This window comes from Collinsella sp. HCP3S3_D1, from assembly GCF_052064015.1.
In the GTDB taxonomy this organism is placed as follows: domain Bacteria; phylum Actinomycetota; class Coriobacteriia; order Coriobacteriales; family Coriobacteriaceae; genus Collinsella.
The window spans coordinates 1-26,282 of sequence record NZ_JBQHWK010000017.1 but is presented as its reverse complement, the minus strand read 5'-3'; the positions used below and the strand labels follow the sequence as shown (position 1 = coordinate 26,282).

21 protein-coding genes are annotated in these 26,282 nt (G+C 60.2%); 13 read left to right on the top strand and 8 right to left on the bottom strand.

What is annotated here, in order from left to right:
• Nucleotides 1-151 precede the first annotated feature (151 nt).
• Together ACTNDJ_RS06845 and ACTNDJ_RS06840 are read left to right on the top strand one after the other, a co-directional pair.
• On the top strand, nt 152-1,162 hold the full coding sequence (locus tag ACTNDJ_RS06845; protein WP_441063668.1) for a helix-turn-helix transcriptional regulator: 1,011 nt from the start codon (nt 152-154) through the stop codon (nt 1,160-1,162).
• Nucleotides 1,163-1,169: 7 nt separating this feature from the next.
• A complete protein-coding gene (locus tag ACTNDJ_RS06840; protein ID WP_441063669.1) occupies nt 1,170-4,457 on the top strand; it encodes an ATP-dependent helicase in 3,288 nt (1,095 codons plus the stop codon).
• Nucleotides 4,458-4,481: 24 nt separating this feature from the next.
• Here the strand turns inward: ACTNDJ_RS06840 and ACTNDJ_RS06835 are convergent, their stop codons facing one another.
• The 5 genes from ACTNDJ_RS06835 to ACTNDJ_RS06815 all read right to left on the bottom strand — a co-directional run bounded on the left by ACTNDJ_RS06835 (nt 4,482) and on the right by ACTNDJ_RS06815 (nt 8,950).
• Nucleotides 4,482-5,339: an HAD-IIB family hydrolase gene (locus ACTNDJ_RS06835; RefSeq protein ID WP_441063670.1), complete on the bottom strand. Its 858-nt coding sequence runs from the start codon at nt 5,337-5,339 to the stop codon at nt 4,482-4,484.
• 84 nt (nt 5,340-5,423) lie between these two features.
• Nucleotides 5,424-5,762, bottom strand: a complete 339-nt coding sequence (locus ACTNDJ_RS06830) for a P-II family nitrogen regulator (protein ID WP_117629936.1) — start codon at nt 5,760-5,762, stop codon at nt 5,424-5,426.
• Between the two features lie 152 nt (nt 5,763-5,914).
• Nucleotides 5,915-7,192 carry an ammonium transporter gene (locus tag ACTNDJ_RS06825; RefSeq protein ID WP_441063671.1) on the bottom strand — a complete coding sequence of 426 codons (1,278 nt, stop codon included), beginning with the start codon at nt 7,190-7,192 and terminating at the stop codon, nt 5,915-5,917.
• A 198-nt stretch (nt 7,193-7,390) separates the two neighbouring features.
• Nucleotides 7,391-8,410, bottom strand: coding sequence for a putative ABC transporter permease (locus tag ACTNDJ_RS06820; protein ID WP_441063672.1), 1,020 nt, complete (start codon nt 8,408-8,410; stop codon nt 7,391-7,393).
• 3 nt (nt 8,411-8,413) lie between these two features.
• Complete coding sequence (locus ACTNDJ_RS06815) at nt 8,414-8,950, bottom strand: HD domain-containing protein (protein WP_441063673.1); 537 nt, start codon at nt 8,948-8,950, stop codon at nt 8,414-8,416.
• A 227-nt stretch (nt 8,951-9,177) separates the two neighbouring features.
• Here ACTNDJ_RS06815 and ACTNDJ_RS06810 point away from each other — a divergent pair, with 227 nt between their 5' ends.
• From ACTNDJ_RS06810 to ACTNDJ_RS06785, 6 genes are all read left to right on the top strand, one after another.
• Complete coding sequence (locus ACTNDJ_RS06810) at nt 9,178-10,959, top strand: 1-deoxy-D-xylulose-5-phosphate synthase (protein ID WP_441063675.1); 1,782 nt, start codon at nt 9,178-9,180, stop codon at nt 10,957-10,959.
• Between the two features lie 650 nt (nt 10,960-11,609).
• Nucleotides 11,610-12,605 carry a glutamate ABC transporter substrate-binding protein gene (locus tag ACTNDJ_RS06805; RefSeq protein WP_441032898.1) on the top strand — a complete coding sequence of 332 codons (996 nt, stop codon included), beginning with the start codon at nt 11,610-11,612 and terminating at the stop codon, nt 12,603-12,605.
• 138 nt (nt 12,606-12,743) lie between these two features.
• Nucleotides 12,744-13,403, top strand: a complete 660-nt coding sequence (locus ACTNDJ_RS06800) for an amino acid ABC transporter permease (RefSeq protein ID WP_154514877.1) — start codon at nt 12,744-12,746, stop codon at nt 13,401-13,403.
• Nucleotides 13,400-14,233 (top strand): amino acid ABC transporter permease, encoded by an 834-nt coding sequence (locus tag ACTNDJ_RS06795; protein WP_373094275.1) that lies wholly within the window; start codon nt 13,400-13,402, stop codon nt 14,231-14,233. Before ACTNDJ_RS06800 ends, ACTNDJ_RS06795 begins: the two co-directional genes overlap by 4 nt.
• A gap of 36 nt (nt 14,234-14,269) precedes the next feature.
• A complete protein-coding gene (locus tag ACTNDJ_RS06790) occupies nt 14,270-15,034 on the top strand; it encodes an amino acid ABC transporter ATP-binding protein (protein ID WP_117840240.1) in 765 nt (254 codons plus the stop codon).
• An 87-nt stretch (nt 15,035-15,121) separates the two neighbouring features.
• Nucleotides 15,122-15,931 (top strand): gamma-glutamyl-gamma-aminobutyrate hydrolase family protein, encoded by an 810-nt coding sequence (locus ACTNDJ_RS06785; protein ID WP_427793644.1) that lies wholly within the window; start codon nt 15,122-15,124, stop codon nt 15,929-15,931.
• Between the two features lie 71 nt (nt 15,932-16,002).
• Here ACTNDJ_RS06785 and ACTNDJ_RS06780 read toward each other — a convergent pair whose 3' ends face one another.
• Nucleotides 16,003-17,883 carry a diguanylate cyclase gene (locus ACTNDJ_RS06780; protein WP_441063676.1) on the bottom strand — a complete coding sequence of 627 codons (1,881 nt, stop codon included), beginning with the start codon at nt 17,881-17,883 and terminating at the stop codon, nt 16,003-16,005.
• Between the two features lie 211 nt (nt 17,884-18,094).
• Nucleotides 18,095-18,892 (bottom strand): alpha/beta fold hydrolase, encoded by a 798-nt coding sequence (locus ACTNDJ_RS06775; protein WP_441063677.1) that lies wholly within the window; start codon nt 18,890-18,892, stop codon nt 18,095-18,097.
• A 236-nt stretch (nt 18,893-19,128) separates the two neighbouring features.
• Here ACTNDJ_RS06775 and ACTNDJ_RS06770 point away from each other — a divergent pair, with 236 nt between their 5' ends.
• The 3 genes from ACTNDJ_RS06770 to ACTNDJ_RS06760 all read left to right on the top strand — a co-directional run bounded on the left by ACTNDJ_RS06770 (nt 19,129) and on the right by ACTNDJ_RS06760 (nt 22,027).
• On the top strand, nt 19,129-19,905 hold the full coding sequence (locus tag ACTNDJ_RS06770; RefSeq protein WP_441063678.1) for a radical SAM protein: 777 nt from the start codon (nt 19,129-19,131) through the stop codon (nt 19,903-19,905).
• Nucleotides 19,906-20,074: 169 nt separating this feature from the next.
• Nucleotides 20,075-20,962: a type I methionyl aminopeptidase gene (map, locus tag ACTNDJ_RS06765; protein ID WP_441063021.1), complete on the top strand. Its 888-nt coding sequence runs from the start codon at nt 20,075-20,077 to the stop codon at nt 20,960-20,962.
• 123 nt (nt 20,963-21,085) lie between these two features.
• Nucleotides 21,086-22,027, top strand: a complete 942-nt coding sequence (locus tag ACTNDJ_RS06760) for a D-2-hydroxyacid dehydrogenase (protein WP_441056356.1) — start codon at nt 21,086-21,088, stop codon at nt 22,025-22,027.
• A gap of 285 nt (nt 22,028-22,312) precedes the next feature.
• Here the strand turns inward: ACTNDJ_RS06760 and ACTNDJ_RS06755 are convergent, their stop codons facing one another.
• On the bottom strand, nt 22,313-23,698 hold the full coding sequence (locus ACTNDJ_RS06755; protein ID WP_441063020.1) for a M18 family aminopeptidase: 1,386 nt from the start codon (nt 23,696-23,698) through the stop codon (nt 22,313-22,315).
• Between the two features lie 161 nt (nt 23,699-23,859).
• Between ACTNDJ_RS06755 and ACTNDJ_RS06750 the strand changes: the two genes are divergently transcribed.
• Nucleotides 23,860-24,945 (top strand): carcinine hydrolase/isopenicillin-N N-acyltransferase family protein, encoded by a 1,086-nt coding sequence (locus ACTNDJ_RS06750; RefSeq protein ID WP_441063019.1) that lies wholly within the window; start codon nt 23,860-23,862, stop codon nt 24,943-24,945.
• A 140-nt stretch (nt 24,946-25,085) separates the two neighbouring features.
• On the top strand, nt 25,086-26,282 hold a 1,197-nt coding region (locus ACTNDJ_RS06745), incomplete at its 3' end, for a 6-phosphofructokinase (RefSeq protein WP_441083479.1).

Sequence of the window (26,282 nt, the reverse complement as noted above, 5' to 3'; positions counted from 1 at the left end):
CAGCCAAACCGCCGATTTCCGTTTAACCACCTTTCGCCCTATTCGAGCTCTTATTGCTGCGAATACTACGGTCGCGCGGACTACAATGAGTCCCAATAACGGGTCTTGTTTTGTATCTCCGGTTGGTACCCTGCCGGCGAAAGGAGACAACGTGGCGAACAGACCAAATCAAAAGCTCAGGCTTCTGTTCCTGCTTAAAACCTTGATGGAAAAGACCGACAGCACGCACGGGCTCACAACGCAGCAGATCATCGAGGAACTCGCCTATCACGACCTTGAGGCAGAGCGAAAGGCCATCTATCGTGATCTGCAAACGCTTCGCGACTTTGGGCTCAACATCGACCAGCGCGGTGGCAGGGAATGGGCCCTGGTCTCACGCCCGCTCGACCTGCAAGAGCTCATCATGCTTGTTGACGCCGTACAGAGTTCGCCGTTTTTGACCGATGAGTTGACCGACCACCTCATCGGCAAGCTGCAGAGCCTCGCCAGCCTGGGCGAACGCGAACTGATGCACAAGCGTGTCGACGTGCCTTCGCGCGTGAAGATGCAAAACTCTGATGCCCTGCTCAACATCGACTTGATTCAGCAGGCTATGCGCGAAAAACGCAAGATTCGGTTTCGTTACTTCCACTACGACGCCGCCAAGCAAAAGGCCCTTAATCATGACGGAAAGGTCTACGAGCTCACACCTGTGCGCCTTATCTACTCCGACGAACTCTATTACATGATTGGATTTAGAGATAAATGGGCTAATGCCGGCTCGGGTCATCAGCCGTTCACGCCTTATCGCGTCGATCGCATGCTCGATGTTGCGGTATCCGAAGAGTCCGCGACCAAAGATCCGCGTATCGCAGGCTATGTGCTCGAGGACCACGTTTCGCCATCGTTTGGAGTCTATGCGGCCGATAAGACCACCGTGGTGCTGGAACTCGATGACCGCGCAATGAACCCGCTCATCGACAAGTTCGGGCTCGATGCCGTTGTGTTTGAGAACCAGGATGGGCGCCTGTTAGCTACCGTCAAAGCCCCGCTGTCTCCGCAGTTCTTTGGCTGGCTGCTGCAACTCAGCACCTTCATTAAGATCGTTCAACCTCAAAGTGCCATCGATACGTATCTTGACTATCTCGATAGCACGCGTGCGCTCTACCAGGAAGACAGGTAATACTGCCATGAACATGACCCCCAACTTTAACGTATCGTTCGAGCGCCTGAATCCCGAACAGCGCGAGGCCGTCGAATGCCTAGATGGTCCGTTGCTCGTCATTGCCGGCCCCGGCACCGGCAAGACGCAGCTGCTGAGCCTGCGCGCGGCGAACATCTTGGCCAAACGCGACGCCGCCCCTAGCAACATCCTCTGCCTCACCTATACCGAGGCGGGCGCGGAGGCCATGCGCAAGCGCCTGATTGAGCTCATCGGCCGCGACGCCTACGGCATCGAAGTCAGTACGTTCCACGGATTTGCAAGCAGCATCAGGTCGCGCTATCCCGAGTACTTCATGCGCCCTTCGACCGACACGCTTGTTACCAGCCTGCACCAGCAAGAAGTTTTTGATCGGCTGCTCAAATCGCTGCCCTTTGGTTCTCCGCTAGGCGGAGGGTCACCCGATATGCCTGCGCAAAACATCGGTAAGATGATCGGCTTTGTCTCCAAAATCAAACGCAGTGGCCTGGACTACGACACGCTGAGCGCCATCGCGCAGCAGAATATCGACGCCGCTACCTGGCTCACCGAACATTCCGAGCTGCTTTCGCTCGCCCGCGAAAGGGCAAGCGCCGTGTTGGCCGAACGCTTTGAGGAAGAGGTCGAGCGTGTCTGCGCCATGGCACCCACATCGCTCACCCGCCCGATTGACTGTCCCGCCGGCACGTACGTGCCGTACATTCTTGAGTTGCGCGACACCGTTCGCCGCACCGAGCTCATCGATGAGAAGGGCAAATCCTCGGGATACACCAAGGTGCGCGATGCCTTCTTTGGAGGCAGCAACTCTCAGGGGCGCACGTTTAAGATTGTGGAGCAGAGCGAGCGACTCAAGACCGCTTGCGACGTCGCGCGTCGCTACCAGAGCGAGCTCGACCAACACCATCTCTACGATTACGACGACATGATCGGCGACTTCGTTAACGCCGTCGAGCACAACGACGCGTTGCGCCAAGTGCTCCAGGACACCTATACCTATATCCAAGTTGACGAGTTCCAGGACACCAATGGTGCCCAGATGCGCATCATCGAGCTGCTCTGCGACGGCGTTGATGCGCCCAATATCATGGCCGTTGGCGATGACGATCAAGCCATCATGCGTTTTCAGGGCGCCACGATCGAATGCGCCAACCAGTTTGCGGCCGAGTTCTCGCCCCGGAGCATCGTGCTCAAGACCAACTATCGCTCCACGCCCGCCATCGTTGAGCTTGGTCAAGCTATCGCACGGCAAATTGAATATCGCCTCGACGCCAGCTCGAACAAATCGATCGTGGCGTTTAGGCCCCAAGGTGACCAGGTCAACTTTAGTGAGAACGTCTTCAGCGGCAAAGCCGAAGAATACGCCGCTGTCGCTGCGAGCATTAAGCAGCGGCTTGAGTCCGGCTACCTCAATGACTGCGAAGATCCCAATGAAGGAATTGCAGTCATCTCTGCCAAACACGCCGCACTGCGTTCGCTTATCCCCTTCCTCGTTAAGGAGAACGTGCCGTTTTCCTATCGTGAACGGCAAAACCTCTTTGCCTCCGAGCGCATGCAGACGACGCTGGCGCTGCTGCGCTGCGTTGCCGCGCTTACTCGCGGGAAGAAGGAGCTCGCCAGCAGCTATCTTCCGCAGATCATCTGTGCCACCGAGCTGGGCGGCGACCATCCATCGTCCGTGACGTTTGCGCTCAGCGCCAAGCGAGACCAGCATGGCGACTGGATGGCCGCCATGCGCGAGAGCAATATCGCCCGCGTCAAAGAGCTACACGACGACCTTATGCAGTGGGCGGCCGAGGCCGGCGCCTCCCCGGTCAGAGCGTTGCTCTTTAAGATTGTCGAACGCAGCCTCGGCTATTATCAGGATCATAAAAAACAGGATCCGCTGGGTGCCGCCGAATTCAATGCCGGCATCCGCGCCCTACTCGCCTTTGCCGAAGGTGAAATGGGAGATGCGCGCCGTATGGGACGCGCGCTTCGCCTGCCCGATATTGTCGACAAGCTCGATGCCGCTCAAAAGTTTGGCGTGAGTATCGACGCATCGATCAACCTCGGCGCGCCGGGAGCTGTTCGCCTCACCAGCGCCCATAGCTCTAAGGGCCTGGAGTTCGACTGCGTCTACCTGCTCGATGCCGACGACTCCACTTGGCACAAAGGCGCCGGCGGCATGAGTTTGTACCCATCCAACCTGCTGATTCGTGATGAAAAGGACAACGACGACGCGCGTCGCCTGCTGTTTGTCGCCATCACGCGCGCTAAGCGACACCTCGAGCTGTACCGCGCCGGCGGGTTGGCTTTGCAGGAGCTCACGGGGCTTATCGACTCTTGCGAAGTTTCTGCTGAGACAGACCAGCTCAGCGTTGCAATCGAAACCGAGTGGCGCGACAACTACGTGTTTGATACGCCCGAGCTCCGCGCGCTTTTGGAACCTCATACCGACGTGAAGTTTCTTTCTGCCACAGCGCTCAACAACTTTGTGACGTACGAGCCTGGATGCGCAAATAGCCAGCACTTCCCTGAGAAGCAGATTGTGCGCCTGCCCACGGCGCCCACGATCCAAACCGAATTCGGCACCATCGTTCACGCGATGTTCGAGGAGATCGTTAATAGAATGGCAGCCGATGGCGAGGCGGCGATTGAGACAATTAAGGCCGAGTATCGCCAGCAGATTTCGTGGCTCGATTTTGCCCCCGAGGACGTCCATCGCTATTCGGAGCGCTTCGAACGCATTTGTCGTGCATTCGTCCCCTGGCTTGTCGAGCATGTGCATGGCTATCGCTGCGTCACAGAGGCGAATATGCAGTGCCTGACCACCGAAGGAACTCCGCTCTTTGGTTTTCTCGACCTGCTCCTCGTTGACGATGCCACTAAAACGGTGCAGATCGTTGACTACAAGACTGGTTTTGGCAAAGAAGTCCCCGCAGGCTACCATCGTCAGCTCAAGTTCTACAAACTGCTGGTCGAAGCATCACCCGAGTTTTATGGCTACACCGTCACTTCCATGGGCGACTACTATGTCGAGCCCGACAAGACAACGGGCGAGCTCCGCCCGCCGTTCGCGACAACCGCCAACGCCGACGACATTGCCGAGCTCGAACAACTCATCGATGCCGTATGGTCGCGCATTGAACACGGCGCTTGGGATACCAGCGCTTTTGAGCAGAGTGGTGCTTATGGACTGGCCGTTGAGGAACAAAAGGGCTGCCGCAAAAAAGCCGATAAAACCGAGGTCATGCAGCGCGCCTACGAGCACTGGCTAGTCGAGAACCCGGGAATGTGACAGAGGAACAGTCCCTTTGCCACATTATTCGATGACGGTGCGGGAGTTTTGCTTGCGCATGGTGGCGAGCATGTGTTTGGGGACGGCGTGGACCATGCAGCTGCCGATAGTCGCGCTCGCGGCGGCCTTGGCGGCATCGCTGCCGTTTTTGGTCGCGTAGCTGTGGCGGAAGCGCTTGAGCATGGCGATGTCGTTGCCGCCGTCGCCGTAAACCGCGACCTCGTCCTCGGCAATGCCGTAGTAGCCCGCCAGCCAGGCCACACTCTCGCCCTTGTTGCACGCCACGTCCGTGATCTCAAACATCACCGGATCGAACGGCGCGTTGACCACGCGGTCCGAGCGCTCGGCCAAATACGCCTTAAGGTCGCGCTCCAGCTCGGGCGAGGTCACGCGACAATTGATCTTGCATACGTCATGGCGCAGGATGTCACCGATCGACTGGTCGAAATACTGTTCCTCGTGATACCCCCCACGTGCACGCATGCCGCGCATCACGATGCGCTTGATAGGACTGTCCTTTTTAAAGCCCGCCTGGTGCATCTCGAACGATCCGCTCGAGAACATGCCATCGGGCGTGGAGCAGTCAAAACAGATGTCCGGGAACGCCTTGAGCAGCTCCTCGGTAATCTGCGGGTCGATGGTCCAGGTCTTGAGCACCTCGCCATGGCTGTTGCGCACGATGGATCCGTTGGAGCAGCAGGCGTCGAGTGCCAGACCTGTAAAGCCATGCTCGCCAATCGGCAGCGTCGAGCGCCCGGTCGCGGGAACCACATGCAGGCCAGCCTCGGTCAGCTCGCGAATGGCACGGCGGATGGTCCCGTCTGCCTCGTGCAGGGCGTTCAGCAGCGTTCCGTCTAAGTCACTCGCAAACATCTTGATCATGGGCATGCCTCTCCTTCGTCTGCACGATATTGTAGACGAGAACGGGCGCGCCCCAAGAGAAGCACACCCGTCAGGCGGTCGATTCTACACCGCGGCGGGGCCGTGTTCGCCGGTGCGGATGCGGATAACTTCCTCGACCGGCTCGACCCAGATCTTGCCGTCGCCGACGGCGCCGGTGCGGGCGGCGTTGCAGATGATGTCGACAATTCCGTCGACATGCTCATCGGCGCAGATGAGGGTGAACTGCACCTTAGGGATCGTGTTGACAAGCAACTCGTTGCCGCGCACGTATTCCTTCCAGCCATGCTGCGCACCGCAGCCCTGCACCTGGTTGATGGTCATGCCACGAACATCGGCAGCAAACAGCGCATCTTTAAGAACCTCAAGCTTCTCGGCACGAACAATCGCCGTAATTTTCTTCATAGTGAATTCCTCTCAATAAAAGAAATGAATTGCCATTCAACGACGCGGGTTTTCGAGGTGCCCGAGATTGCCCCGAAAGAGGAGCGCCGCGTACTTCGGTACGCAAGCGACGGTTTGAGGGGTAAGGTCAGGTGCCTGGGAAAGCCGTGCTGCTAATCGAGCCCAGAGAACGAAGGATAAGCGCTCTCGCCGTGCTGACTCGCATCCAGGCCCAGCGCCTCGTCCGCCTCGTCCACGCGCAGGCTACCGTGGAACAGCGCCTTGACCACCGCAGCGATCACCAAATCGAACACCAGTACAATAGCGACCGTCACCACAATACCCAAGATCTGCGAGATGAGCAGCGACACGTCGCCCGTGTAGAACAGGCCGCCCTTACCGGTCCACGAGAGCTCCGGCACGCAGAACAGGCCCGTGAGCACGCCGCCCAAGATGCCGCCGATGCCGTGGCAGCCAAACGCGTCGAGCGCATCGTCGTAGCCAATCTTGGTCTTAAGATGGCTGATAGCCAGGTAGCAGACAGGTGATACGATCAGGCCCATGACCAGCGCTGCCCACGGCTCGACAAAGCCCGCACCCGGCGTGACCACCACAAGGCCCGCAACCAGACCGGTGCTGGCACCCACCAGCGTGGGGCGACCGGTATGCACGCGCTCGACGACAAGCCACGAGACCATGCCCGCCGCGCTGGCCGTCACGGTGTTGAGGATGGCGAGCGCGGCCACAGCGTCGGCCTTAAACTCGCTGCCGCCGTTAAAGCCAAACCAGCCAAACCAAAGCAGGCCGGCGCCCAGCGCCACAAACGGCACGTTATGCGGGCGGTAGCTCACCATGCCAAAGCCGCGACGACGGCCAAGCATTAAACAGAGAATCAGGCCCGTCAGACCGGACGAGATGTGCACCACGTCGCCGCCCGCAAAGTCGAGCGCGCCGATGATGTCGCCGATAAAGGAACCCTCACCGCCCCAGACCATGTGAGCGAGCGGCGCATAGACCACGAGCAGCCAAATGCCCAGGAAGGCCGTCATGGCACCAAACTTAATGCGGCCGGCCAGGCTGCCCGTGACGATAGCAGCCGTGATCATGGCAAATGCCATTTGGAAGGCGATGTTGATGATTTGAGGGTAGACGGCACCGTCCGCAGCATTGCCCTCGGCCGCCTGCAGCACCTGGTTGAGCACCGGCAAGCACAGCAGCTGGTCAAGGCCTCCAATAAACGGGCTGGAACCATCGCCACCGTAGGCCAGCGACCAGCCGGCGACAATCCACAGCACACCAACCAGGCCAATGGCGCCAAAACACATGAGCATGGTGTTGATGACATTTTTGCGCCTGGACAGGCCGCCATAGAAAAACGCCAGACCCGGTGTCATTAAAAACACGAGCATGGTGCAGATGAGCATAAACGTTGTCGATCCCGTATCGTACATTCGCTCCCCTTTGGTCGCATGAACGTTGTCGGCGCCCATAATGCGGCCGAGGGGCAACTGGTGTAGACCAGATACGGCGTTGTTAAACGCTGCGTTGTCGAATGGAAACGGTGCCGCAATCTTGGAAACGGCGCGGCAACGGAAGCGAAACGAACGGGAAATACGCGAGCAAGGGAGCCGTGTGCGCGCCCATCCCGGCTAGCGCCGAAACAGCTCGTGGGCGCGGTCGCGGAGATTAGTTGCTCGAATGACACCCTCGTAGCGATTGATACGCAAGCGCGGGAAAGCATTGAAGAAGCGCAGGTCGCGACGGCTGAGCGACACACTCGGCACCGGACGGCTCATGCGCTTGCCGGCAAGGCGACGACTGAGCGACGGACGCGGCATGCTCGGCGCGGCATCGGCCACGCGGCGGGCGGCAAGCGCCAGGCCGCGAGCACCATCCGAGATAAACGTCGGCATCGAAGCCTTCTCACGAAGGGCATCGAGCGCCGCGTCGCCCAGCTCGGCCAGCCACGCGTTAACGGCGCGGCTACGGATATGCGTCTGCGCTACCGAGTCAATCGTCGAATCGGGAATACGTTCGAGCATGGAGTCCGAGGCATCGGCAAGCGACTCATTGATGCGGTCGGCAAGGTCGGCGCGCACACGCTCCAGCTGATCGGACAGACGCTGCCAGCTCGCCAACGAGCACACCGCATCAACCATCATCGCGACCGCGACGATAAAGGCGGACAGCCGCACAATCAGCACCGGCAGATGGCCAAGCAGCCCCAGCAATGCCGGCTCCACTAAACGACAAATGCACAACGCGCCCAGGCCAAACGCGCAGGCCCAGTACAGGCAGATACGTCCGTGCAAGTTAAACGGCAGGTGCGAGTAGTCCCAAAAGCGTGCGCCTGTTGTCTTTTCCAATAGAAGGCCCACACTGTACTCGATTACGCTGCACACAAGCGCCGCGGCGACAAATTGGCTCGAGGCATCCGGAATCCCGCGCAGCAAAAGCCAGCAGGCTATGCCGCCCACACCATAGATAGGGCAACACGGCCCCAGCAAGAATCCGCTGTTGGCAAAGCGTCCTTGGTTGAGCATGGCGCAGACTGTCGACTCCCATGCCCAACCGCAAAACCCGTAAAAGGCAAACGAGAGCACCAGTGCCGAGAGCGGACAGGCGGCAAGCGTCGCGCCGTCAAATGCCATGTCGATCGCGGTCCCCACCGTCTACCCTCTCCTCTTTTCGCTCGATTCTTCACTCACGCCATCGTCTGCCTCGTCCTTGCGCGGCAGACGGCCGGCGACCGTCTCACGCAGAGCACACCATTTATCCGCCAGGCACACAATCCATGCCTCACGACACGTCGGCGGCACCGGCACCAGCGGAAACATATGCCGCACGATAATATTCCGCTCGCGCGACGTCAGCTCAAAATCTTCCTCCGCACGGGCTAGGGCAAAAAACGGATGCCGAAAGCCATGCAGCCGATGGCTCGGATCGGGATCGTGCCAATCGTAGAGAAAGTAATCGTGCAGCAGGGCTCCGCGCAGCAACGAGGCGCGGTCGACCGAGATACCGACACGGCCCAAGCGCTCGGCAAAGGACAGGCTCGCCCGCGCTACCGAAGTCACATGTGCATAGACCGTCACATCGCCATGCTGGATAAACTCGCGCGTCAGGTCCAAGCGGCCCGCCTGCGCCAGTTGACGGGCGGCATAGTCGACCTCGTGCGCGATTTTCTCGGCACGAACGACATCGGACATGCTGCCTCCTTCCAGCGACTCACGGCGACAAGCCACAGCCTGCACGCATTGAATAAATCATCATCGAATCTATCAGTATGGCATCGGACAAAACGTTTTGCCCCACCAGTTGGCGAATTACCGCGCCGCCGTCACATATCAAACGCCAAAATGTGCGAGACTGTTTTGTGCAATTGTGCCGGCCGAGGGAGCGCCGGCGCTCGATTCGCATGGAGTAACCCACAACGATGCTGCTTACGCAAACGACAACGCCCGAGGACGTCAAGGCTCTCGACCGCGCCGAGCTTCCGCTGCTCTGCGGCGAGATCCGCCAGGCAATCCTCGAAAGCTCCGCCGCCGTCGGTGGGCACGTTGCCCCCAACCTGGGCGTCGTTGAGCTTACGGTTGCGCTTCATCGCGTGTTTAACTCCCCCATCGACAAGATTGTCTTTGACGTTTCGCACCAGACCTACGCCCACAAGGCGCTGACGGGGCGCGCGTACACCTATATCGATCCGGAGCGTTATGGTGAGGCTTCTGGCTTTGCCAATCCCGACGAGTCCGAGCACGACCTGTTTGCCATGGGCCATACCTCCACGTCGGTGAGCCTGGGCTGCGGCCTTGCGCACGCTCGTGACCTGGCGGGCGACACGTATAACGTCATTACCGTTATTGGCGACGGCTCGCTTTCGGGCGGCCTGGCGTTTGAGGGCCTCAACAATGCCGCCGAGCTCGACAGCAACTTGGTCATCATCGTCAACGATAACGACCAGTCCATCGCCGAAAACCATGGCGGCCTGTATCGCAATCTGGCCGAGCTGCGCGCCAGCAACGGCGCCTGTGAGCGCAACGTTTTCCGCGCGATGGGGCTCGACTACCGCTATCTGGACGCCGGTAACGATGTGTTAGCCCTCGTCGACGCGCTGCAGGAACTACGCAATATCGATCATCCCATCGTGCTGCACGTCTCCACCGCCAAGGGCAAGGGCTTTGAGCCGGCCCAGAGCGACCCCGAGCGCTGGCACCATGTGGGTCCGTTTGACATGGCAACCGGGCGCAAGCTCTGCCCGGGCCATCCGAGCGAGCCTGCGCCGCGCACCTATGCCGACATTACGGGCGAGGCACTCAGCGCCGCCATCGAGCGCGATCCGCGGGTCGTGGGCATCACGGCCGCCACGCCCTACATCATGGGCTTTACACCCGAGCTTCGCGCCGCGGCCGGCAAACAGTTCGTCGATGTGGGCATTGCCGAGGAGCACGCCGTGACCTTTGCCACCGCGCTTGCGCGCTCGGGCGCCAAGCCAGTCTTTGGTGTGTACGGCACGTTTTTGCAGCGCGCCTACGACGAGCTGTGGCACGACCTGTGCCTCAACGACACCCCCGCAACCATCCTGGTGTTTGGCGCGTCAATCTTTGGCACCACATCCGAGACGCACCTCTCGTTCTTTGATATATCCATGCTGGGCGGACTTCCCAACATGCGCTATCTGGCACCGGCCTGCATGGAGGAATACCTGTCCATGCTGAGCTGGTCGCTCGACCACCGCGAGCATCCCGTGGCGATCCGCGTTCCGGGCATTGGCCTGGTTAGCCGCCCCGATTTGGCGCCCGCCGAGGACACCGACTACAGCGCCGTTCGCTACGACGTGGTGCGTCAGGGCCGCGACGTTGCCGTGCTCGCGCTTGGCGATTTCTTTGAGCTGGGCGAGCGCGTGACAAACCGCTTGGCTGCCGAATACGGCATAGAGGCCACGCTCGTCAACCCGCGCTTTGCAACCGAGCTTGACCGCGAGTCTCTCGATGGCCTTGCCGCCGAGCATCGCGTTGTCGTCACCCTCGAGGACGGCATCTTGGACGGTGGCTGGGGCGAGCGCGTCGCGTGCTACTTGTCCTGCACGCCCGTGCGCACGCGCACCTTTGGCATCGCCAAGGGCTTTCCCGACCGCTACGACCCCAACGAGTTGCTTGCTCAGAACGGCATAACGGTCGAGAACATGGCCGCCGAAGCAGTACGCCTGCTGAACGAGTAGAAAAACCTCCGCAAGGGAAGCACCCCTGCGGAGGTTTTTATTTTCCCAACTCAATTGTCTCGATCTGTAACACCTAGAGGGCAAATCCTCGCCCAATTTGTTACAGATCTAGACAAACCGTCTTTGCCCCTGTTGTTTGTCTCAATCTGTAACAGATAGAGACCTTTTGTCCGTCCAGATGTTACAGATCGAGACACTCAAGTCCCCCTAAAGAGAAAATCTCAATCTGTAACAGTTACTCGGCAAAAATGGCTGCAGATGTTACAGATCGAGACAAAACAGCGAGGCAAGCCGCCACATCTGCAAGAACTACCACAAAGGTGCCCGTCCCCTTTGTGGTAGTTTTAAGTCATGGTCGGCGCGAAAAACGAATAGCCGTTCATACGCGATCTCCTTACTTATATATGTCGCGTTGCCGCCATTATAGCGACCGCCGCGAGCGACCATGCCGTCTGCAAAACGCTATCTCAGCTGCAATAACTGACGTTTGCCCAGATAAAACCTGCCAAAATAAACCTGTCCCTTTTTGGTAGGTAGAATTACCCATAAGGTAAGTATGTTTCTGAGTTATTTCGTGTTGACCCATTTGAGCGCGATAGGGTATAACTCTATTCAACCGCTAGGGATTTTATTGAGAAAGGTGTTCTACCATGAGCAAGAACCTCTCCCAGCAGGTCGTTTTCGACCGTCGCGGCTTCATCGCCGCCACCTTTGCAACCGTCGCCGGCCTTGGTCTTGCCGGCTGCTCCGACACCAGCGCCGAGGCCGACAAGGGTTCCGCCGCCGGCTCCTCCAAGAGCCCCGAGGACACCGAGGCTTCCACCACGCTCGATGCCAAGGCATTCGACAAGCTCATCGACAACGGCCCCAAGGCCGATGATGACGCCATCGCCGCCAGCACCTGGGCCACGGCCGTCAAGGACGCCGGCGTCTTTAAGATCGGTGGCGTTCAGACCTCCACGCTCTTCTCCCTCCTCAACGAGAAGGACGGCAAGACCCGTGGCTTCGACGCCGGCATCGCGCAGCTCCTGTCCAACTACATTCTGGGCGAGAACAAGGTCGAGATCACCCAGGTGACCTCGGACACGCGTGAGTCCGTCCTGCAGAACGGCCAGGTCGACGCCGTCTTTGCCACCTACACCATTACCGATGAGCGCAAGAAGCTTGTCTCCTTTGCCGGCCCCTACTACTACACCCAGCAGGCCATCCTGGTGCTCGCCGACAACGACGACATCAAGAGCGTCGACGACCTGGCCGACAAGAACGTCGCCGTCCAGTCCGGCTCCAACGGCCCCGCCATCCTGGAGGAGTTCGCCCCCAAGGCCAGCCAGCAGGAGTTCAAGACCGACGAGGAGGCCCGTCAGGCACTTCAGCAGGGCCGCGTTGACGCCTACGTCATCGACAACAACATGCAGCAGAGCGCCCTGGTCCGCGAGCCCGGTAAGTACAAGATCGCCGGCAAGCCCTTCGGCAGCAAAGAGCCCTACGGCATCGGCCTGCCGCTCGATTCCGACGGCGTCGCCTTTGTCAACGACTTCCTTAAGAAGATCGAGGACGATGGCACCTGGACCGAGCTGTGGCAGATCTGCATCGGCGATCGCACGGGCGACACCAACGTTCCCGAGCTGCCCGAGATCGGCGCCTAGACAGCGAGCCCAGTAACGGCCGCTACGAAACCATACGGAAACGCACGATGCGCTTTATTGCGCTAAACTGTTTCCACACTGAGTTGTCGGGGCTTCCGTACACACGGGAGCCCCTTTCCTTATCGGCGGGAGGTCCGCATGAGTCTCTCCGAGCTCTGGTCGCTCTATGGCCAGAACTATATCGACGCGCTGCTAGCAACCTGGGGCATGACGCTTGAGTCGTTTGCTATCGCCATGGTGCTGGCCGTCGCCGTCACCGTGATGCGCGTGTCGCCGCTCAAGCCGCTGCGCATTTTTGGCGACCTGTATGTTCAGGTCTTCCGTAACATCCCCGGCATCGCGCTGCTTATCATCGTCGTCTATGCGCTGCCGCCGCTCAAGGTCGTCCTGCCCTACCGCACCTGCGTTATCGTCGCCACGGTCCTTTTGGGCTCGGCCTTTGGCTCCGAGAACTTTATGAGCGGCATCAACACCGTCGGCGTCGGCCAGGTGGAAGCCGCGCGCTCGCTCGGCATGAGCTTCAGCCGTATCCTCGCCAAGATCGTGATTCCGCAGGCGCTGCGCTCGAGCGTGCTGCCCATGACCAACCTCTTTATCGCCGTCATGCTCACCACCGCACTCGGCAGCCAGGTACCGCTTCAACCGCAGGAGCTCACCGGCGTGGTGAGCTACATCAACACGCGCTCGCTCGGCGGCGTCGCCGCGTTCTTTATCTCGGCGCTCGGCTACCTGGGCACGGCCTTTGTGGTGAGCCACATTGGCAACTACATCGATAAGAAGGTGAGGATCCTCCGATGAGCAAGCATTCCACCTCCGCGCTCACCATGCGCGATGCGCTCTACGAGGCCCCCGGCCCCAAGATGCGCGCCAAGATTCGCATCGGCACCGCTATCTCGCTTGTTGCCGTCGCCGCGCTCGCCGTCCTCGTGTTGCAGCGCTTTTATGTGACCGGTCAGCTTTCGGTCCACTATTGGTATTTCTTTACGCACCTCACCACCTGGAAGTTCCTGCTTGCCGGCTTTGAGGGCACCGTTAAAGTCGCACTCACCGCTGGCGCCATCGCGCTGGTGTTGGGCCTAGCCCTTATGCTCGGCCGCACCAGCGACATTAAGCCGCTGCAGCTGGTCTGCCGCGTGCTCACCGATTTCTTCCGCGGCGTACCGAGCCTGCTGTTCATCTACTTCTTCTTTTTGGTGCTGCCTCAGTACAAAATTGCGCTGCCGTCGTTTTGGATGCTCACGCTCCCCGTCGCGCTCGCTGCAGCCGGCGTGCTGGCCGAGATCTTTCGCGCGGGCGTCAACGCCGTGCCGCGCGGGCAGGTCGAGGCAGCCCAAGCGCTCGGTCTCTCCAAAGCTAAAATCACCTTTAAAATCGTGCTGCCGCAGGCGATTCGGTTTATCATTCCGTCGTTGATTTCGCAGCTTGTGGTCGTAGTCAAAGACACCACCGTCGCCTACGTGGTGAGCTACCCCGACCTCATGCAAAATGCCCGCGTGCTCATTACCAACTACGACGCCCTCGTGTCGGTCTACCTGGTAATCGCGGTCATCTACATCCTCATCAACGTCGCGATCAACAAGGCCGCTGTCTACGTTTCGCACAAGACCGGCGCGACCATCATCCGCTAACGCTTTACCATTTCCAGTCATAAGGAGCCGAGCACCATGGCACAGAGCACCTCTTCCACCGGCAATCAGCCGCTGATCGAGCTCAAGCACGTCGATAAGCACTATGGCGATCTGCACGTCCTCAACGACATCAATCTCTCGGTCGACCGCGGCGAGGTCGTCGTCGTGATCGGCCCCTCGGGCTCGGGCAAGTCGACCATGTGCCGAACCATCAACCGCTTGGAAACCATCGACTCGGGCGAGATCCTCATCGAGGGCGAGCCTCTGCCGCAGGAAGGCAAGGACCTTGCCCGTATGCGTGCCGAGCTGGGCATGGTGTTTCAGCAGTTCAACCTGTTCGCACATATGACCGTGCTGCAGAACGTCATGCTGGGACCGGTCGACGTGCTGGGCGTCTCCAAGGACGAGGCTCGCGAGCGCGCCATGGACCTGCTGGGCCGCGTGGGCGTTGCCGAACAGGCCGATAAGGTGCCCGCACAGCTCTCGGGCGGCCAGCAGCAGCGCGTAGCCATCGCCCGCTCGCTTGCCATGCAACCCAAGGCCATGCTTTTTGATGAGCCCACGAGCGCCCTTGACCCCGAGATGATCAACGAGGTGCTCGAGGTCATGGTCCGTCTGGCCCAGCAGGGCATGACGATGATCGTCATTACGCACGAGATGAACTTTGCCCGCCGCGTGGCCGACCGCGTCGTGTTTATGGCCGACGGCCAAATCGTGGAAACCGGCACGCCCGACGAGTTCTTCGACCACCCCCAGACCAAGCGCGCCCAGGACTTCCTCAACTCCATCAAGGGCCACTAACCAGCAACCCCGTGGGACAAATCCATTGAAAGTGTTGTCCCACGTCTCTCATGCGCCCTGTCACCTTCAGATTCGAAAGCAGCATCCATGATCGGAACACGTACTTCCTCGTCCTATACCCCGCACGTCGACGTTGCCCCCTCCGACCGTCCGCTCATCCTGGTGGCGCCGCGTTGGGAAGAGGCAAAGCCGTTTTTGAGCGAGACACTCTCCCCCAACGAGGAAATCGCCAGTGTTTTTGTCGATGCCATCCTTGCCGCCGGCGGCCTGCCGCTGCAGATGTCCATCACCGAGGACATTGAGGTCATCCGTCATTACGTCGATATCGCCGACGGCATCGCTATTCCCGGCGGCCCCGATGTCAATCCCAAACGTTGGGGCGATGATCGACCCTACGACCCCACCCTCTGCTGCGAGATCCGCGATAGCTTTGAGTTTAAGCTGGTCGACGAGGTGCTCCGCGCCAAAAAGCCGCTCTTTACCACCTGCCGCGGCACGCAGCTGCTCAACGTCGCCACTGGCGGCACCCTGTGCATGGACGTACCGAGCCTGGGCGCGCGCGAGGGCCGCACGCAGTGGCGCCATACCCACGTGCTCAACGACCCCGTGCATCCCGTCGAGGTCGTGCCGGGCTCGCTTCTGGAGCGCGCGGTTGGCGGGCACAGGCTGATCCAGACCAACTCCGCACACCACTGCTGCGTCGAGCGTCTGGGTAAGAGCACGCGCTTGGTCGCCAAGGCAACCGACGGCGTTCCCGAGTGCATCGAGGTCGAAGGCCAGCCTTTCTGCCTGGGTGTGCAATGGCATCCCGAGTACACCTGGCAGACGCTCGAGACCGACTTTAACCTGTGGAAGTCGTTTGTCGAGGCGGCGGCCAAGGTAAAGCAGGCCCGCTAGTTCGCGAACCGCACAACAGATAAGGACGCCCCGCCGGCCACATGGTCCGACGGGGCGCCCCTTTGCCTAGCTTAAACCGAAGGGAACGCGACAACGTCCGCAGGGCGCTCCAGCGTCTCGGCAATGCGATCGCGCACTTCGAGCAGACACTCGATAAGCAGCGGATTGAAAGCGCCGCACTCACCGTCCAGAATCATCCGAATCGCCTCTTCTTGCGAAATGGCGTCCTTGTACACACGCACGCTCGTCAACGCATCGTACACATCGGCCACCGAGACCACCTGAGCGGCAATGGGGATATCGTCGCCCTTAAGACCGTCAGGATAGCCCGTACCATCCCAACGTTCATGATGCCAGCGGGCGATTTGGTACGCATAGTCCAAAAGGGCACTTCCTTCATGGTTTCTGCCCAGATTGCGCAGCATGTCGGCGCCAATGGTAGTATGCGTCTTCATTATTTCAAACTCTTCGGGCGTCAGACGTCCGGGCTTGTTGAGAATCGCATCGTCGATCGACATCTTGCCGATATCGTGCAGCGCCGACGCCAACGCAATCGAAGAACGCTCCTCGTTGCCAAGAGAGTACTTGTCGCTCCGTCGCGCCAAGTCGCCAAGCAGCAGCTCAGTCAACTTCTCGATATGCGTGACATGCCTGCCGCTTTCGCCATTACGGACTTCCATGACGCTCGCCATGATGTCGACGAGTATACGGCTGTTATTGACGCGCGCATTGTACTGCTGCGACAGCAGACTCATCAGACGACGCTGTTTGGCATACAGTCGAATAATATTGTTGACGCGACGACGCACAATGCGGTCATCGAACGGGCGACTGATATAGTCCGAGGCGCCCAAATCGTAAGCACGTAACACCACGTCGTCGGTGTCTTCGCTCGAGATCACAATAACAGGTAGGCTATCGAGGGCTGCCTGACGCGAAAGCTCGGCCAGCACCTCACAGCCGCTCATGTCCGACATGACAATATCGAGCAGCACGAGGGACAGGTCGCCACCATAACGGTCAACCGCATCGAGCGTGGCGCGACCGCTATCGGCTTCTAGAATGCGATAGTCGTCCTTGAGCATCTCACCGAGGATGGACCGGCTCACTTTGGAATCGTCGGCAATCAGCACCAGGGGCTTTTGGCTTTGGAAGGCCTCGATGGAATCGGCATCGGTCACGACCGTACCGGCTTTTGTCTTAGCGTGGCTCAGTAACTGGACAGCGCGGCCAACGCCCTCATCGACCGTCTCGCCATGAATGCGAACGCCACCAACACATGCCGTCAAGCTCACGTACTCATGGCCCGGAATAATCGTGGCATGAACGGCATCGGATACCTGATGCAGGCGACGGGTGAAGTCATCGGAGGGAATATTGGGCATGACGACCACAAACTTGTCGCAGCCATAGCGCACAAGCTCGTCAGTCGAACGAATTCCGCTGCGTATGGCTGTCGCCACAGCACCGAGCGCAAGGTCGCCGGCATGACGGCCACACGTATCATTGACGACCCTAAAATCATCAAGGTCGATCACCGCAACGCCGGCATTCATGCGGGCGTTGCGGAGCTTTTCCTCGTAATATCGGCGATTGCGCACACTCGTCAGCACGTCGGTGTAGGCAAGGTCCTCTTCTGTGGCCTCTTGCTCATCAATCGGACGCACCATCAGCAGGACGCGAGGCTCGCCCTCGACCTTTAGAGGGCGCAGACGGGCGCGGTACTCAACACCATCGTTGAGCAGTTGCTCCGATACCTCATCGGAGTCTTCCAAGGCCTCAAGACTCGACTGACGCAGACAAGGGCAGCGGTCGCCGGCGAGTAGGCAGTTAGGCTCGCTCTTAATCTGTTCGGCAGAAAGCAGGCGCACCACGGGGTAGGTCTTCGCGACGCGGGCGACCTCAGCGGCAGCCTCCTCGTCGGTTAGATTGGCCTCGTGACTATTGAGCATATGGGGCCCTTTCGATAGTTTCGCATGGTAGCGATGGGTTCCAATTGTTACAAGGGTAACACCTTGCCGATGCAGGTAAGCACGTGAATGCTGTTACATTTTTATGAGTTGGCAGGCGACGCGATTGAAGCCGCAGACGTGAGGTTTTGAGCACATTTGTTAACACGGCCGAAACGTTTGCGGGTGAAGGCTGTTTCGGCTATTGCAAGCGCTAGAGCCCCAGGATGCCACGAACAGTCTGGGCAGCCGCTGCCGGGCGATCGCGCAGGCCGTTGTGCGCGCCGGGAACCATTACGAGTGGACAGTCCAAAAGCTCAGCCGCCATCCTCGTGCCCGCCTCGCGGGGCGTGCCAATCGAGAGTTCACCCAAGAGCACGGCGGCCACCGTTTTCGACGCGCGAACGCTATCCCAATCGGGAACGCAGGTCATAGTAATCCCGTATTCGTTTGCCATGAAACTGCGGCCGTTGCGCAGGGCATGCTTGGCTTCTGCCTCGGTTAACTTGGGGGCCTCAGGGTCCGAATCGCCGATGGCGCCAAGGAAGGCCCGTAACGCCCTGGAGACCTTTCCCGCAGCGATCATCTCGAGCAAAACCGGGGCCGCGCCCAGGCCGGCGCCCTCATCCGTCACGGCAGGTTCATGCAGAATCGCACGCGAGATTATGGCGGGGTTTGCACGGAGAAGCTCCAGGGCCACCAGCGTACCGGCACTGTGCGCGAGGACATTTGCCGGGGCGCCGGCATGTTGGATAACAGCTCGCAGGTCGGCAGCCTGAACTGCCAGATCGTAGCGTCCGTCTGCCGCATCGTCGCTCTCGCCGCAACCACGACGGTCATAGGCAATGAGGCGATAGTCACGGGTGAGCTCGTGGGCGATGCCGTCAAAAAATGTGCCGTCGACGCACGCACCGTGCACGCACACCAAGGCGGGCGCATCGGACGATACATCCGGGCCGGCATACTCGCGGCAGGCAATCGTGGTGCCCGCATTTTCGACCGTAAAATCCATGTTGTGATCCTATCGTCAACGCCATCAGGCCGCACCGAGGTGCGACTTGGATAGTCTGGCGCCATGTTGCGCATACTTAAGTGCGTTTACTGTACCCGACTCGCACCCTTTCATGATAGGGTTCCGAAAACTCACCAGACTGCACAGTTTCGGCTTAGACAACAGTGTCCAGACCCGCGATTGGCACGGGGGCCAATGCTATGCTTAAGTGCAACTGTCCCGAGGAGCATATGCCTATGTCTACGTTTTTGAATGCCAGCCCCATCTTTGGGCCCGTCCGCAGCCGACGCCTTGGACTCTCGCTCGGCGTCAACATGATGCCTGCCAGCGGCAAGATTTGCACCTTTGACTGCATTTACTGCGAAAACGGACTCAACGCCGAACGCCCCTGCCACGAGCCACACAACACGGCTGCCGTGGTGCTCGACGCACTCGAAGCCAAACTACGCGAGATGACGGTCGAGGGTGAGCTGCCCGATGTAATCACGTTTGCCGGCAACGGCGAGCCCACCGCCGCACCGGAGTTCCCGCAGGCTATTGCCGGCGCTGTCGCGCTTCGCGACCAGTTGGCCCCGAACACCAAGATTGCCGTGCTTTCCAACGGCACGCGCGCCGACCGTCCCCAGGTGCATGATGCGCTCATGATGGTCGACGACAACATCCTCAAGCTCGATACGGTCGATCCGGCATTTATCCAGCTGCTCGACCAGCCCGTTGGTCCCTACGACGTCGAGCACCAGATCGAGACGTTCGCGAGCTTTGACGGTCACGTTATCATTCAGACGATCTTTTTGACCGGTGAGTATCAGGGCAAGCCCATCGACAACACCGGCGAGGAGTACGTTGCCCCCTGGCTCGCGGCGCTTGAGCGCATTCGTCCGCAGGAGGCGACCATCTACACGGTGGCGCGCGAGACACCAGTCGCCGGCCTTGCTAAAGCGGCTCCCGAGGCGCTCGACGCGATTGCCACACGCGTGCGCGCCCTCGGCATCCCCTGCCAGGTGAGTTACTAGCACCCGTCTGCCCAAGAGCAGCTAATTTGGGACGGGGCTTTTTTGACTGCTTTTGGGAGCGATATGGGCGGCGCAAGGCCGCGCGGACAAAAGCAGTCAAAAAAGCCCCGTCCCAAATTAGCTGCTCTGCGGGTGGGCTATACTAGCTGCGAATGAAAGGAAGTTAGCCATGTTTGACAATGGACCCGTGCCTGGCCGCAACGACGCTTGCTGGTGCGGCAGCGGCAAAAAATACAAGAAATGTCACAGCTCCTTTGATGAGCGCCTCGAGCGCCTGTGGGAAGAGGGCTGGAACGTCCTGCCCCGCACGCTCTATAAGACGCCTGCCGATATCGAGGGCATCAAGCGCTCGGCCGCCATCAACGTGGGCGTGCTCGATTATGTGGGTGAGCATATCGCCGCGGGCATGACCACCAACCAGATCGACCAGATGATCTACGACTACACCGTCGAGCATAGTGGAACGCCGGCCGACCTCAACTACGAGGGCTACCCCAAGAGCGTGTGTACCTCGATCAATGACGTAGTCTGCCACGGCATTCCCTGCGATACGGACGTACTGCACGAGGGCGACATCATCAACGTGGACTGCTCAACGATCTTAGACGGCTATTTTAGCGACTCGAGCCGCATGTTCTGCATCGGCAAGGTCTCGGCCGAGCGCCAGCGCTTGGTCGACGTCACCCGCGCCAGCGTGGAGGCGGGTCTGGCAGCCGTCAAGCCATGGCTGCCGCTCTCCGTGATGGCCGAGGCCGTACAAAAGACGGTCGAGGACGCCGGCTTTAGCGTGGTGCGCGAGTACGGTGGCCACGGCATTGGCAAGGAGTTCCACGAGGACCCGTTTGTGGGCTTTACCACCGAGGCGCCCGACGTGGACACTATCATGGTTCCGGGCATGGTCTTTACTATCGAGCCCATGGTCAACGCCGGAGCACCCGACATTAAGATTAGCAAGGGCGATGGGTGGTGCGTGCGCACCAAGGACGGCAGCGACTCGGCCCAGTGCGAGGTACAGCTCGTGGTGACCGAGGACGGCTACGAGCTGCTGAGCTGGTAGCCGTAGATGCGCCGGATGCTGACGGGCACGCTCGTCTTACATCCGGCGTTTTATTTGAACGTTTTGCCTGATAAAACCTGCCAAAATAAACCTGTCCCTTTTTGGCAGGTTGAGCGGAGAGGAATGCTTGTGAACATCCTGGTTTTGCTGCCCGTCAACGACCGCCATCGTGCAATTCTTGAGTCGAGCGCTCCGGGCGAGGATTTTATCTACACGAGCGCCGGCGATATCACGCGCGAACAGGTCGCCGATGCCGACGTGATCCTGGGCAACATCGACCCTGACATGCTCACGGCATGCGACCATCTCCAGCTGTTGCAATTGCAGACCGCCGGCTATGACGACTACCTTGCCGCCGGCACCGTGCCGGCTGAAGCCAAGCTGTCTTGCTCGATCGGCGCCTACGGTCAGGCCGTGAGCGAGCACATGTTTGCCATGGTCCTTTCCATGATGAAGCGCCTGCCCGGCTATCACGACTTGCAGCGCGAGCATCGCTGGGAGGATTTGGGGCCGGTCACCTCGCTCAAAAACGCCAACGTGCTGGTGCTGGGCGCAGGCGATATCGGCGGCCACTTTGCCACGCTCTGCCGCAGCATGGGTGCGCATGTCCGCGGCATCAAGCGCCATCCGCTCGTCTACCCCATTGTGTTTGAGGACATGGACGGCATGGATGCCCTGTCTGAGCGCCTGGCAGAGGCCGACATCGTCGCATCCTTTATGCCCAGCACGCCCGAGACCCGCGGTCTGGCGAACGCCGAGTTCTTCGCCGCGATGAAACCGGGCGCGTTCTTTGCCAACGGCGGCCGCGGCGATCTTGTGGTCGCCGACGACCTGGTTGCCGCTCTGGAATCGGGACATCTCGCCGGCGCCGCGGTCGACGTCACCGATCCCGAGCCGCTGCCCGCCACAAGCCCGCTGTGGGATGCACCCAACATGCTCATCACGCCGCACGTCTCGGGTTGGTTCCACCTGGCCGCCACGCTCAATAACGTGGTCGACATCGCCGCGGAGAATCTGCGTCACCTGCTGGCCGGCGAAACTTTACGTTGTTGGATTGAGCATTAGATTGTTCCGGCGTTTTACCAAACGCCGGAACCCCTCGACGCTGCGAGCCCGCCGTTTGGCCAATCTGCCGTTCAATTTCAAAGGCGCGACCAGAAGGTCAGCGCCTCTTCATTTCACGGCACCTTGGCTCAAACGGCGGGCTCTCGCTGACTTTTGCTCTACCTGCGGCGGTTCCGCTGGCGTCGGCTTCATCTGCAAGCCTTAGCAGCTCCGTCTTACCGTTGACATTGCGGCATTTGCCCAGATAAAACCTGCCAAAATAAACCCGTCCTTTTTTGGCAGGTTTTAAAGCTCCACACTTTCGGCACCGTTGATGTTTAGGTCGCGCTCGTAGAAAGCCGTGAGGGCACGGATCGCGTACATCACGTCGCGCACGCCACCGGTCTCGTAGCTCGAGTGCATGGCCAGCTGCGGCAGGCCCACGTCCACGGCGTGCATGCTCGCCTGCATATTGGACAGATTGCCGAGCGTGGAGCCACCCGCCATATCGCTCTTGTTGGCAAAGGCTTGCGTGGGCACGTCTGCGTCATCGCAGATGGCCTGGAACACTGCGCGGCTAAAGGCATCGGTGCAGTAGTGCTGGTTGGCGGCTTCCTTGATGACGATACCGCCGTTGAGCACGACCTGGTTGTGGGCATCGCACTTTTCGGCGTGGTTGGGATGCACGGCGTGCGCGTTGTCGCAGCTCACGAGCATCGAGGCGGCAAGCGCACGGTGGTACGACTCGTCATCAAAGCCCAGCGACCCGTTAATGCGACGCAACGCATCGGCCAAGAACGTCGACATGGCGCCCTGCTTGGTCTCGGAGCCAACTTCCTCGTTGTCGAAGCAGCAAAAGACCGAGATGTCATGCGCATTCTCGGCGCCCAAAAATGCCTGCAGCGAGGTGTAGGCGCAGGCTAGGTCGTCGAGCTTGGGCGTCGAGATAAACTCGTCGGCCCAGCCCCAAATGCGCGCGTCCTGACGATTGACCAGAAACAGATCGCGGCCCAGAATCTGCTCGGGCTCGACGTCCAGTTCGTCGGCGATCAGAGCATCAAAGTCGCCCTGCTTAAGCTCGCCGGCGCTGATGAGCGGGCACAAGTCGACGGCGCGGTTGGGTGCAAAGCCCTCATTGACGCCACGGTTCATATGGATAGCAAGGCTCGGAATGATAGCGACCTCGCGCTCGGTGGCAAGCAGGCGGCTCTCAATACGGCCGCCCTCGCGCACCAGCACGCGTCCAGCCAGCGCCAACGGGCGATCGAACCAGGTGTAGTCGATCATGCCGCCGTAGGCCTCGGTGTTCAGGCGCAGCGTCTCGCCCGCGCCGTCAAGCTCGGGCACGGCCTTGACCTTAAACGTCGGAGAATCGCTGTGCGACGCCGTGAGCTGAAAATGATAGTCGCCGGCAACGCCGTCCTCGCCCCACGTCGCGGCCAGGTCCTCGCCCACCTTAAAGGCGATAACGCTCGAGGTGTTGCGCTGCGTGTAATAACGCCCGCCCGGCTCGATGTCCCATGCCGCGTTCTCGGGCAGGTAGGTAAAGCCCGCCTCGTCGAGCTCGGCCATAATGGTCGCTGCCGTATGGAACATGCTGGGGCACGCCTCGATAAAGTCGATAAGGTCGTTGGCGGCCTCGATATCGTCGGCCGTCACATGCGCGCGCTCGGGCGTTTCCTGATCCGTCATGCTCTCCCCTTTCGCTGGGTTGATGGTCCCCTCCAGCATACCCCGCCACGCCAGCGCCGCACTCTTCATTCCATGTTTAATCCCGTGCCACTCACCAGGTTGAGCCATCATGCCCGCGCTCCTTTTGCGATAATTACGCTAACAGGACGAGAGGAGCCGTCATGAAGCCACGTAACATTGCCATCGCCTGCGGTGTCGCGGGAGTCGCCGTCGGCCTTGCCGCTGCCACCGGTATCCTTTACCGCAAGCAAATCAAGTCCGCCGCGTCGCTCAAACGCTTGACCGGCTACGCGGATGGCTATGACCTGTACGCAATCGACATCGCCTACGACTACGATCTTGATCGCATCATCGCCGCTGGCGTGCGCGACGACCAGGCCTACATCGATGCCGTGGTGGCGCAGGTGCTGCCCGGTGTGCCGGCACATGTCCAGGCTCCCCAGTTTGCCTGCAGCGCTTTTGTCGCCGTAGATGCCGAAGGCCGCGTGCGCACCGGTCGCAATTACGACTTTAAGGACGACACCTCGGCGCTGCTGGTGCGCAATCACCCACGCGGCGGCTATACCTCCATCGGGTTTGCCGCCCTTAACAACCTGGGCGATAACACTCCGCTTGACTCCGTCGCCGGACGCGCCGCCGCACTCATGGGTCCGTTTGCCCAGCTCGACGGTGTTAACGAATGCGGCGTGTCCGTTGCCGTACTCACCCTGGATTCCAAGCCCTGTGACCAGGACACGCAACGCCCTGTCATCAATACCTCGCTCGCCATCCGTCTGGTGCTCGACCGTGCCGCCACCACGCAAGAAGCTGTCGACCTGCTTTCCGCCTACGACATGCACGCCATGGCAGGACGCGATTATCACTTCTTTATCAACGACGCCACCGGTGACGCGCGCGTAGCAGAGTGGGATCCGCACGATCCGGACCGCGCTTTCAAATCGACTCCTGTACGCCAGGTTACGAACTTCTACCCCTGCTATGGCGACGAAGTGCTGCCCAACCAAAAGAACGGCGAGCTGGGCCATGGTAAAGAGCGCGCCGTCGCAATTGCCGATGTCCTTGACGCCCATGTCGGTGCCCAGGACGAAACGATTGCCTGGGAAGCCCTGCGCGCCGCAGCGCAAGAGCCCAATCCGGAAGACATCACCAGCAATACGCAATGGTCGGTCGTCTTTGACAATACCGAACCCGCCGCCGCTATTACGCTGCGCCGCCACTGGGGCGACGTCGACGCCTTCGCGCTGTAAGGAGCCAGGCCCGTCGACCTTACGCTCGCCTGACGTTGTTTACATTTCTATACGCTTGAGCTAACACGTTTTACCCCCGTATCAACAGTGTGCGGGGGTAAACTTATGCGCATGTTATAACTTGCCCGGAAGGATTCATCATGCTTAGGATCGGTCTTCTTACCAGTGGCGGCGACTGTCAGGCGCTCAACGCCACCATGCGCGGCATCGTCAAAACGCTTATGACCAATAGCGAAGAACCTATCGAGATCTATGGTTTTGAGGACGGCTACCAGGGCCTTATCTACAGCAGGTTCCGCGTCATGACGCCTGCCGATTTTAGCGGCATCCTCACCCGCGGCGGCACCATTTTGGGCACGAGCCGCACGCCGTTCAAGCGCCTGGACATTCCCGAGGCCGACGGTGTCGAGAAGGTGCCCGCGATGGTCCACACCTATCACAAGCTGCAACTCGACTGCCTGTTTATGCTGGGCGGCAACGGCTCCACCAAGACTGCCAACCGCCTGCGCGAAGAGGGCCTCAACGTTATCGCTCTGCCCAAGACCATCGATAACGACACCTGGGGCACCGAAATGACGTTTGGCTTTACGAGCGCCATCGATGTCGCCACCAAGTGCATCGACGACATCCACACCACCGCCTCGAGTCACGGCCGCGTGTTCGTTATCGAGATCATGGGCCACAAGGTTGGCTGGATCCCGCTGTACGCCGGCGTCGCGGGCGGCGCGGACGTCATCCTGATTCCCGAGATTCCCTACGACATGGGTAACGTCATCAAGACCATCGAGCATCGCATGGAGACCGGCAGCCGCTTTACGATCGTGGCCGTCGCCGAGGGCGCTATCTCCAAGGAGGACGCGGCGCTGCCCAAGAAGGAGTACAAGAAGAAGCTCGCCGAGCGCACGAGTCCGTCGATTGTCTACGACATTGCCAAGGAGATCGAGGCCAAGACCGGTCGCGAGACCCGCGTCGCCATCCCCGGCCACACGCAGCGCGGCGGTCAGCCCGACGCCCAGGACCGCATCTTTGCGACCCAGTGCGGCGTTGAGGCGGCACTGGGCTGCCTACGCGGCGAGTTTGGCTACATGATTGCCCTGCGTGACGGCAAGATGTGCCACATGCCGCTCGAGGAGGTCGCCGGCAAGCTCAAGTTTGTCGATCCCCAGAGCGACCTGGTACGCGAGGCCAAGGCGCTGGGCATCAGCTTCGGCGACCAAAATCCACGGGCGCAAAACAAACCCAACGGCCCCCCCCCCCCCCCCCCCCCCCCCCCCCCCCCCCCCCCCCCCCCCCCCCCCCCCCCCCCCCCCCCCCCCCCCCCCCCCCCCCCCCCCCCC

Coding starts and splice junctions, on each gene's coding strand:
- ACTNDJ_RS06840 (WP_441063669.1), top strand. CDS start 1,170: ATGAACATGACCCCCAACTTTAACGTATCGTTCGAGCGCCTGAATCCC.
- ACTNDJ_RS06835 (WP_441063670.1), bottom strand. CDS start 5,339: ATGATCAAGATGTTTGCGAGTGACTTAGACGGAACGCTGCTGAACGCC.
- ACTNDJ_RS06830 (WP_117629936.1), bottom strand. CDS start 5,762: ATGAAGAAAATTACGGCGATTGTTCGTGCCGAGAAGCTTGAGGTTCTT.
- ACTNDJ_RS06825 (WP_441063671.1), bottom strand. CDS start 7,192: ATGTACGATACGGGATCGACAACGTTTATGCTCATCTGCACCATGCTC.
- ACTNDJ_RS06815 (WP_441063673.1), bottom strand. CDS start 8,950: ATGTCCGATGTCGTTCGTGCCGAGAAAATCGCGCACGAGGTCGACTAT.
- ACTNDJ_RS06810 (WP_441063675.1), top strand. CDS start 9,178: ATGCTGCTTACGCAAACGACAACGCCCGAGGACGTCAAGGCTCTCGAC.
- ACTNDJ_RS06805 (WP_441032898.1), top strand. CDS start 11,610: ATGAGCAAGAACCTCTCCCAGCAGGTCGTTTTCGACCGTCGCGGCTTC.
- ACTNDJ_RS06800 (WP_154514877.1), top strand. CDS start 12,744: ATGAGTCTCTCCGAGCTCTGGTCGCTCTATGGCCAGAACTATATCGAC.
- ACTNDJ_RS06795 (WP_373094275.1), top strand. CDS start 13,400: ATGAGCAAGCATTCCACCTCCGCGCTCACCATGCGCGATGCGCTCTAC.
- ACTNDJ_RS06790 (WP_117840240.1), top strand. CDS start 14,270: ATGGCACAGAGCACCTCTTCCACCGGCAATCAGCCGCTGATCGAGCTC.
- ACTNDJ_RS06785 (WP_427793644.1), top strand. CDS start 15,122: ATGATCGGAACACGTACTTCCTCGTCCTATACCCCGCACGTCGACGTT.
- ACTNDJ_RS06780 (WP_441063676.1), bottom strand. CDS start 17,883: ATGCTCAATAGTCACGAGGCCAATCTAACCGACGAGGAGGCTGCCGCT.
- ACTNDJ_RS06775 (WP_441063677.1), bottom strand. CDS start 18,892: ATGGATTTTACGGTCGAAAATGCGGGCACCACGATTGCCTGCCGCGAG.
- ACTNDJ_RS06770 (WP_441063678.1), top strand. CDS start 19,129: ATGTCTACGTTTTTGAATGCCAGCCCCATCTTTGGGCCCGTCCGCAGC.
- map (WP_441063021.1), top strand. CDS start 20,075: ATGTTTGACAATGGACCCGTGCCTGGCCGCAACGACGCTTGCTGGTGC.
- ACTNDJ_RS06760 (WP_441056356.1), top strand. CDS start 21,086: ATGCTTGTGAACATCCTGGTTTTGCTGCCCGTCAACGACCGCCATCGT.
- ACTNDJ_RS06755 (WP_441063020.1), bottom strand. CDS start 23,698: ATGACGGATCAGGAAACGCCCGAGCGCGCGCATGTGACGGCCGACGAT.
- ACTNDJ_RS06750 (WP_441063019.1), top strand. CDS start 23,860: ATGAAGCCACGTAACATTGCCATCGCCTGCGGTGTCGCGGGAGTCGCC.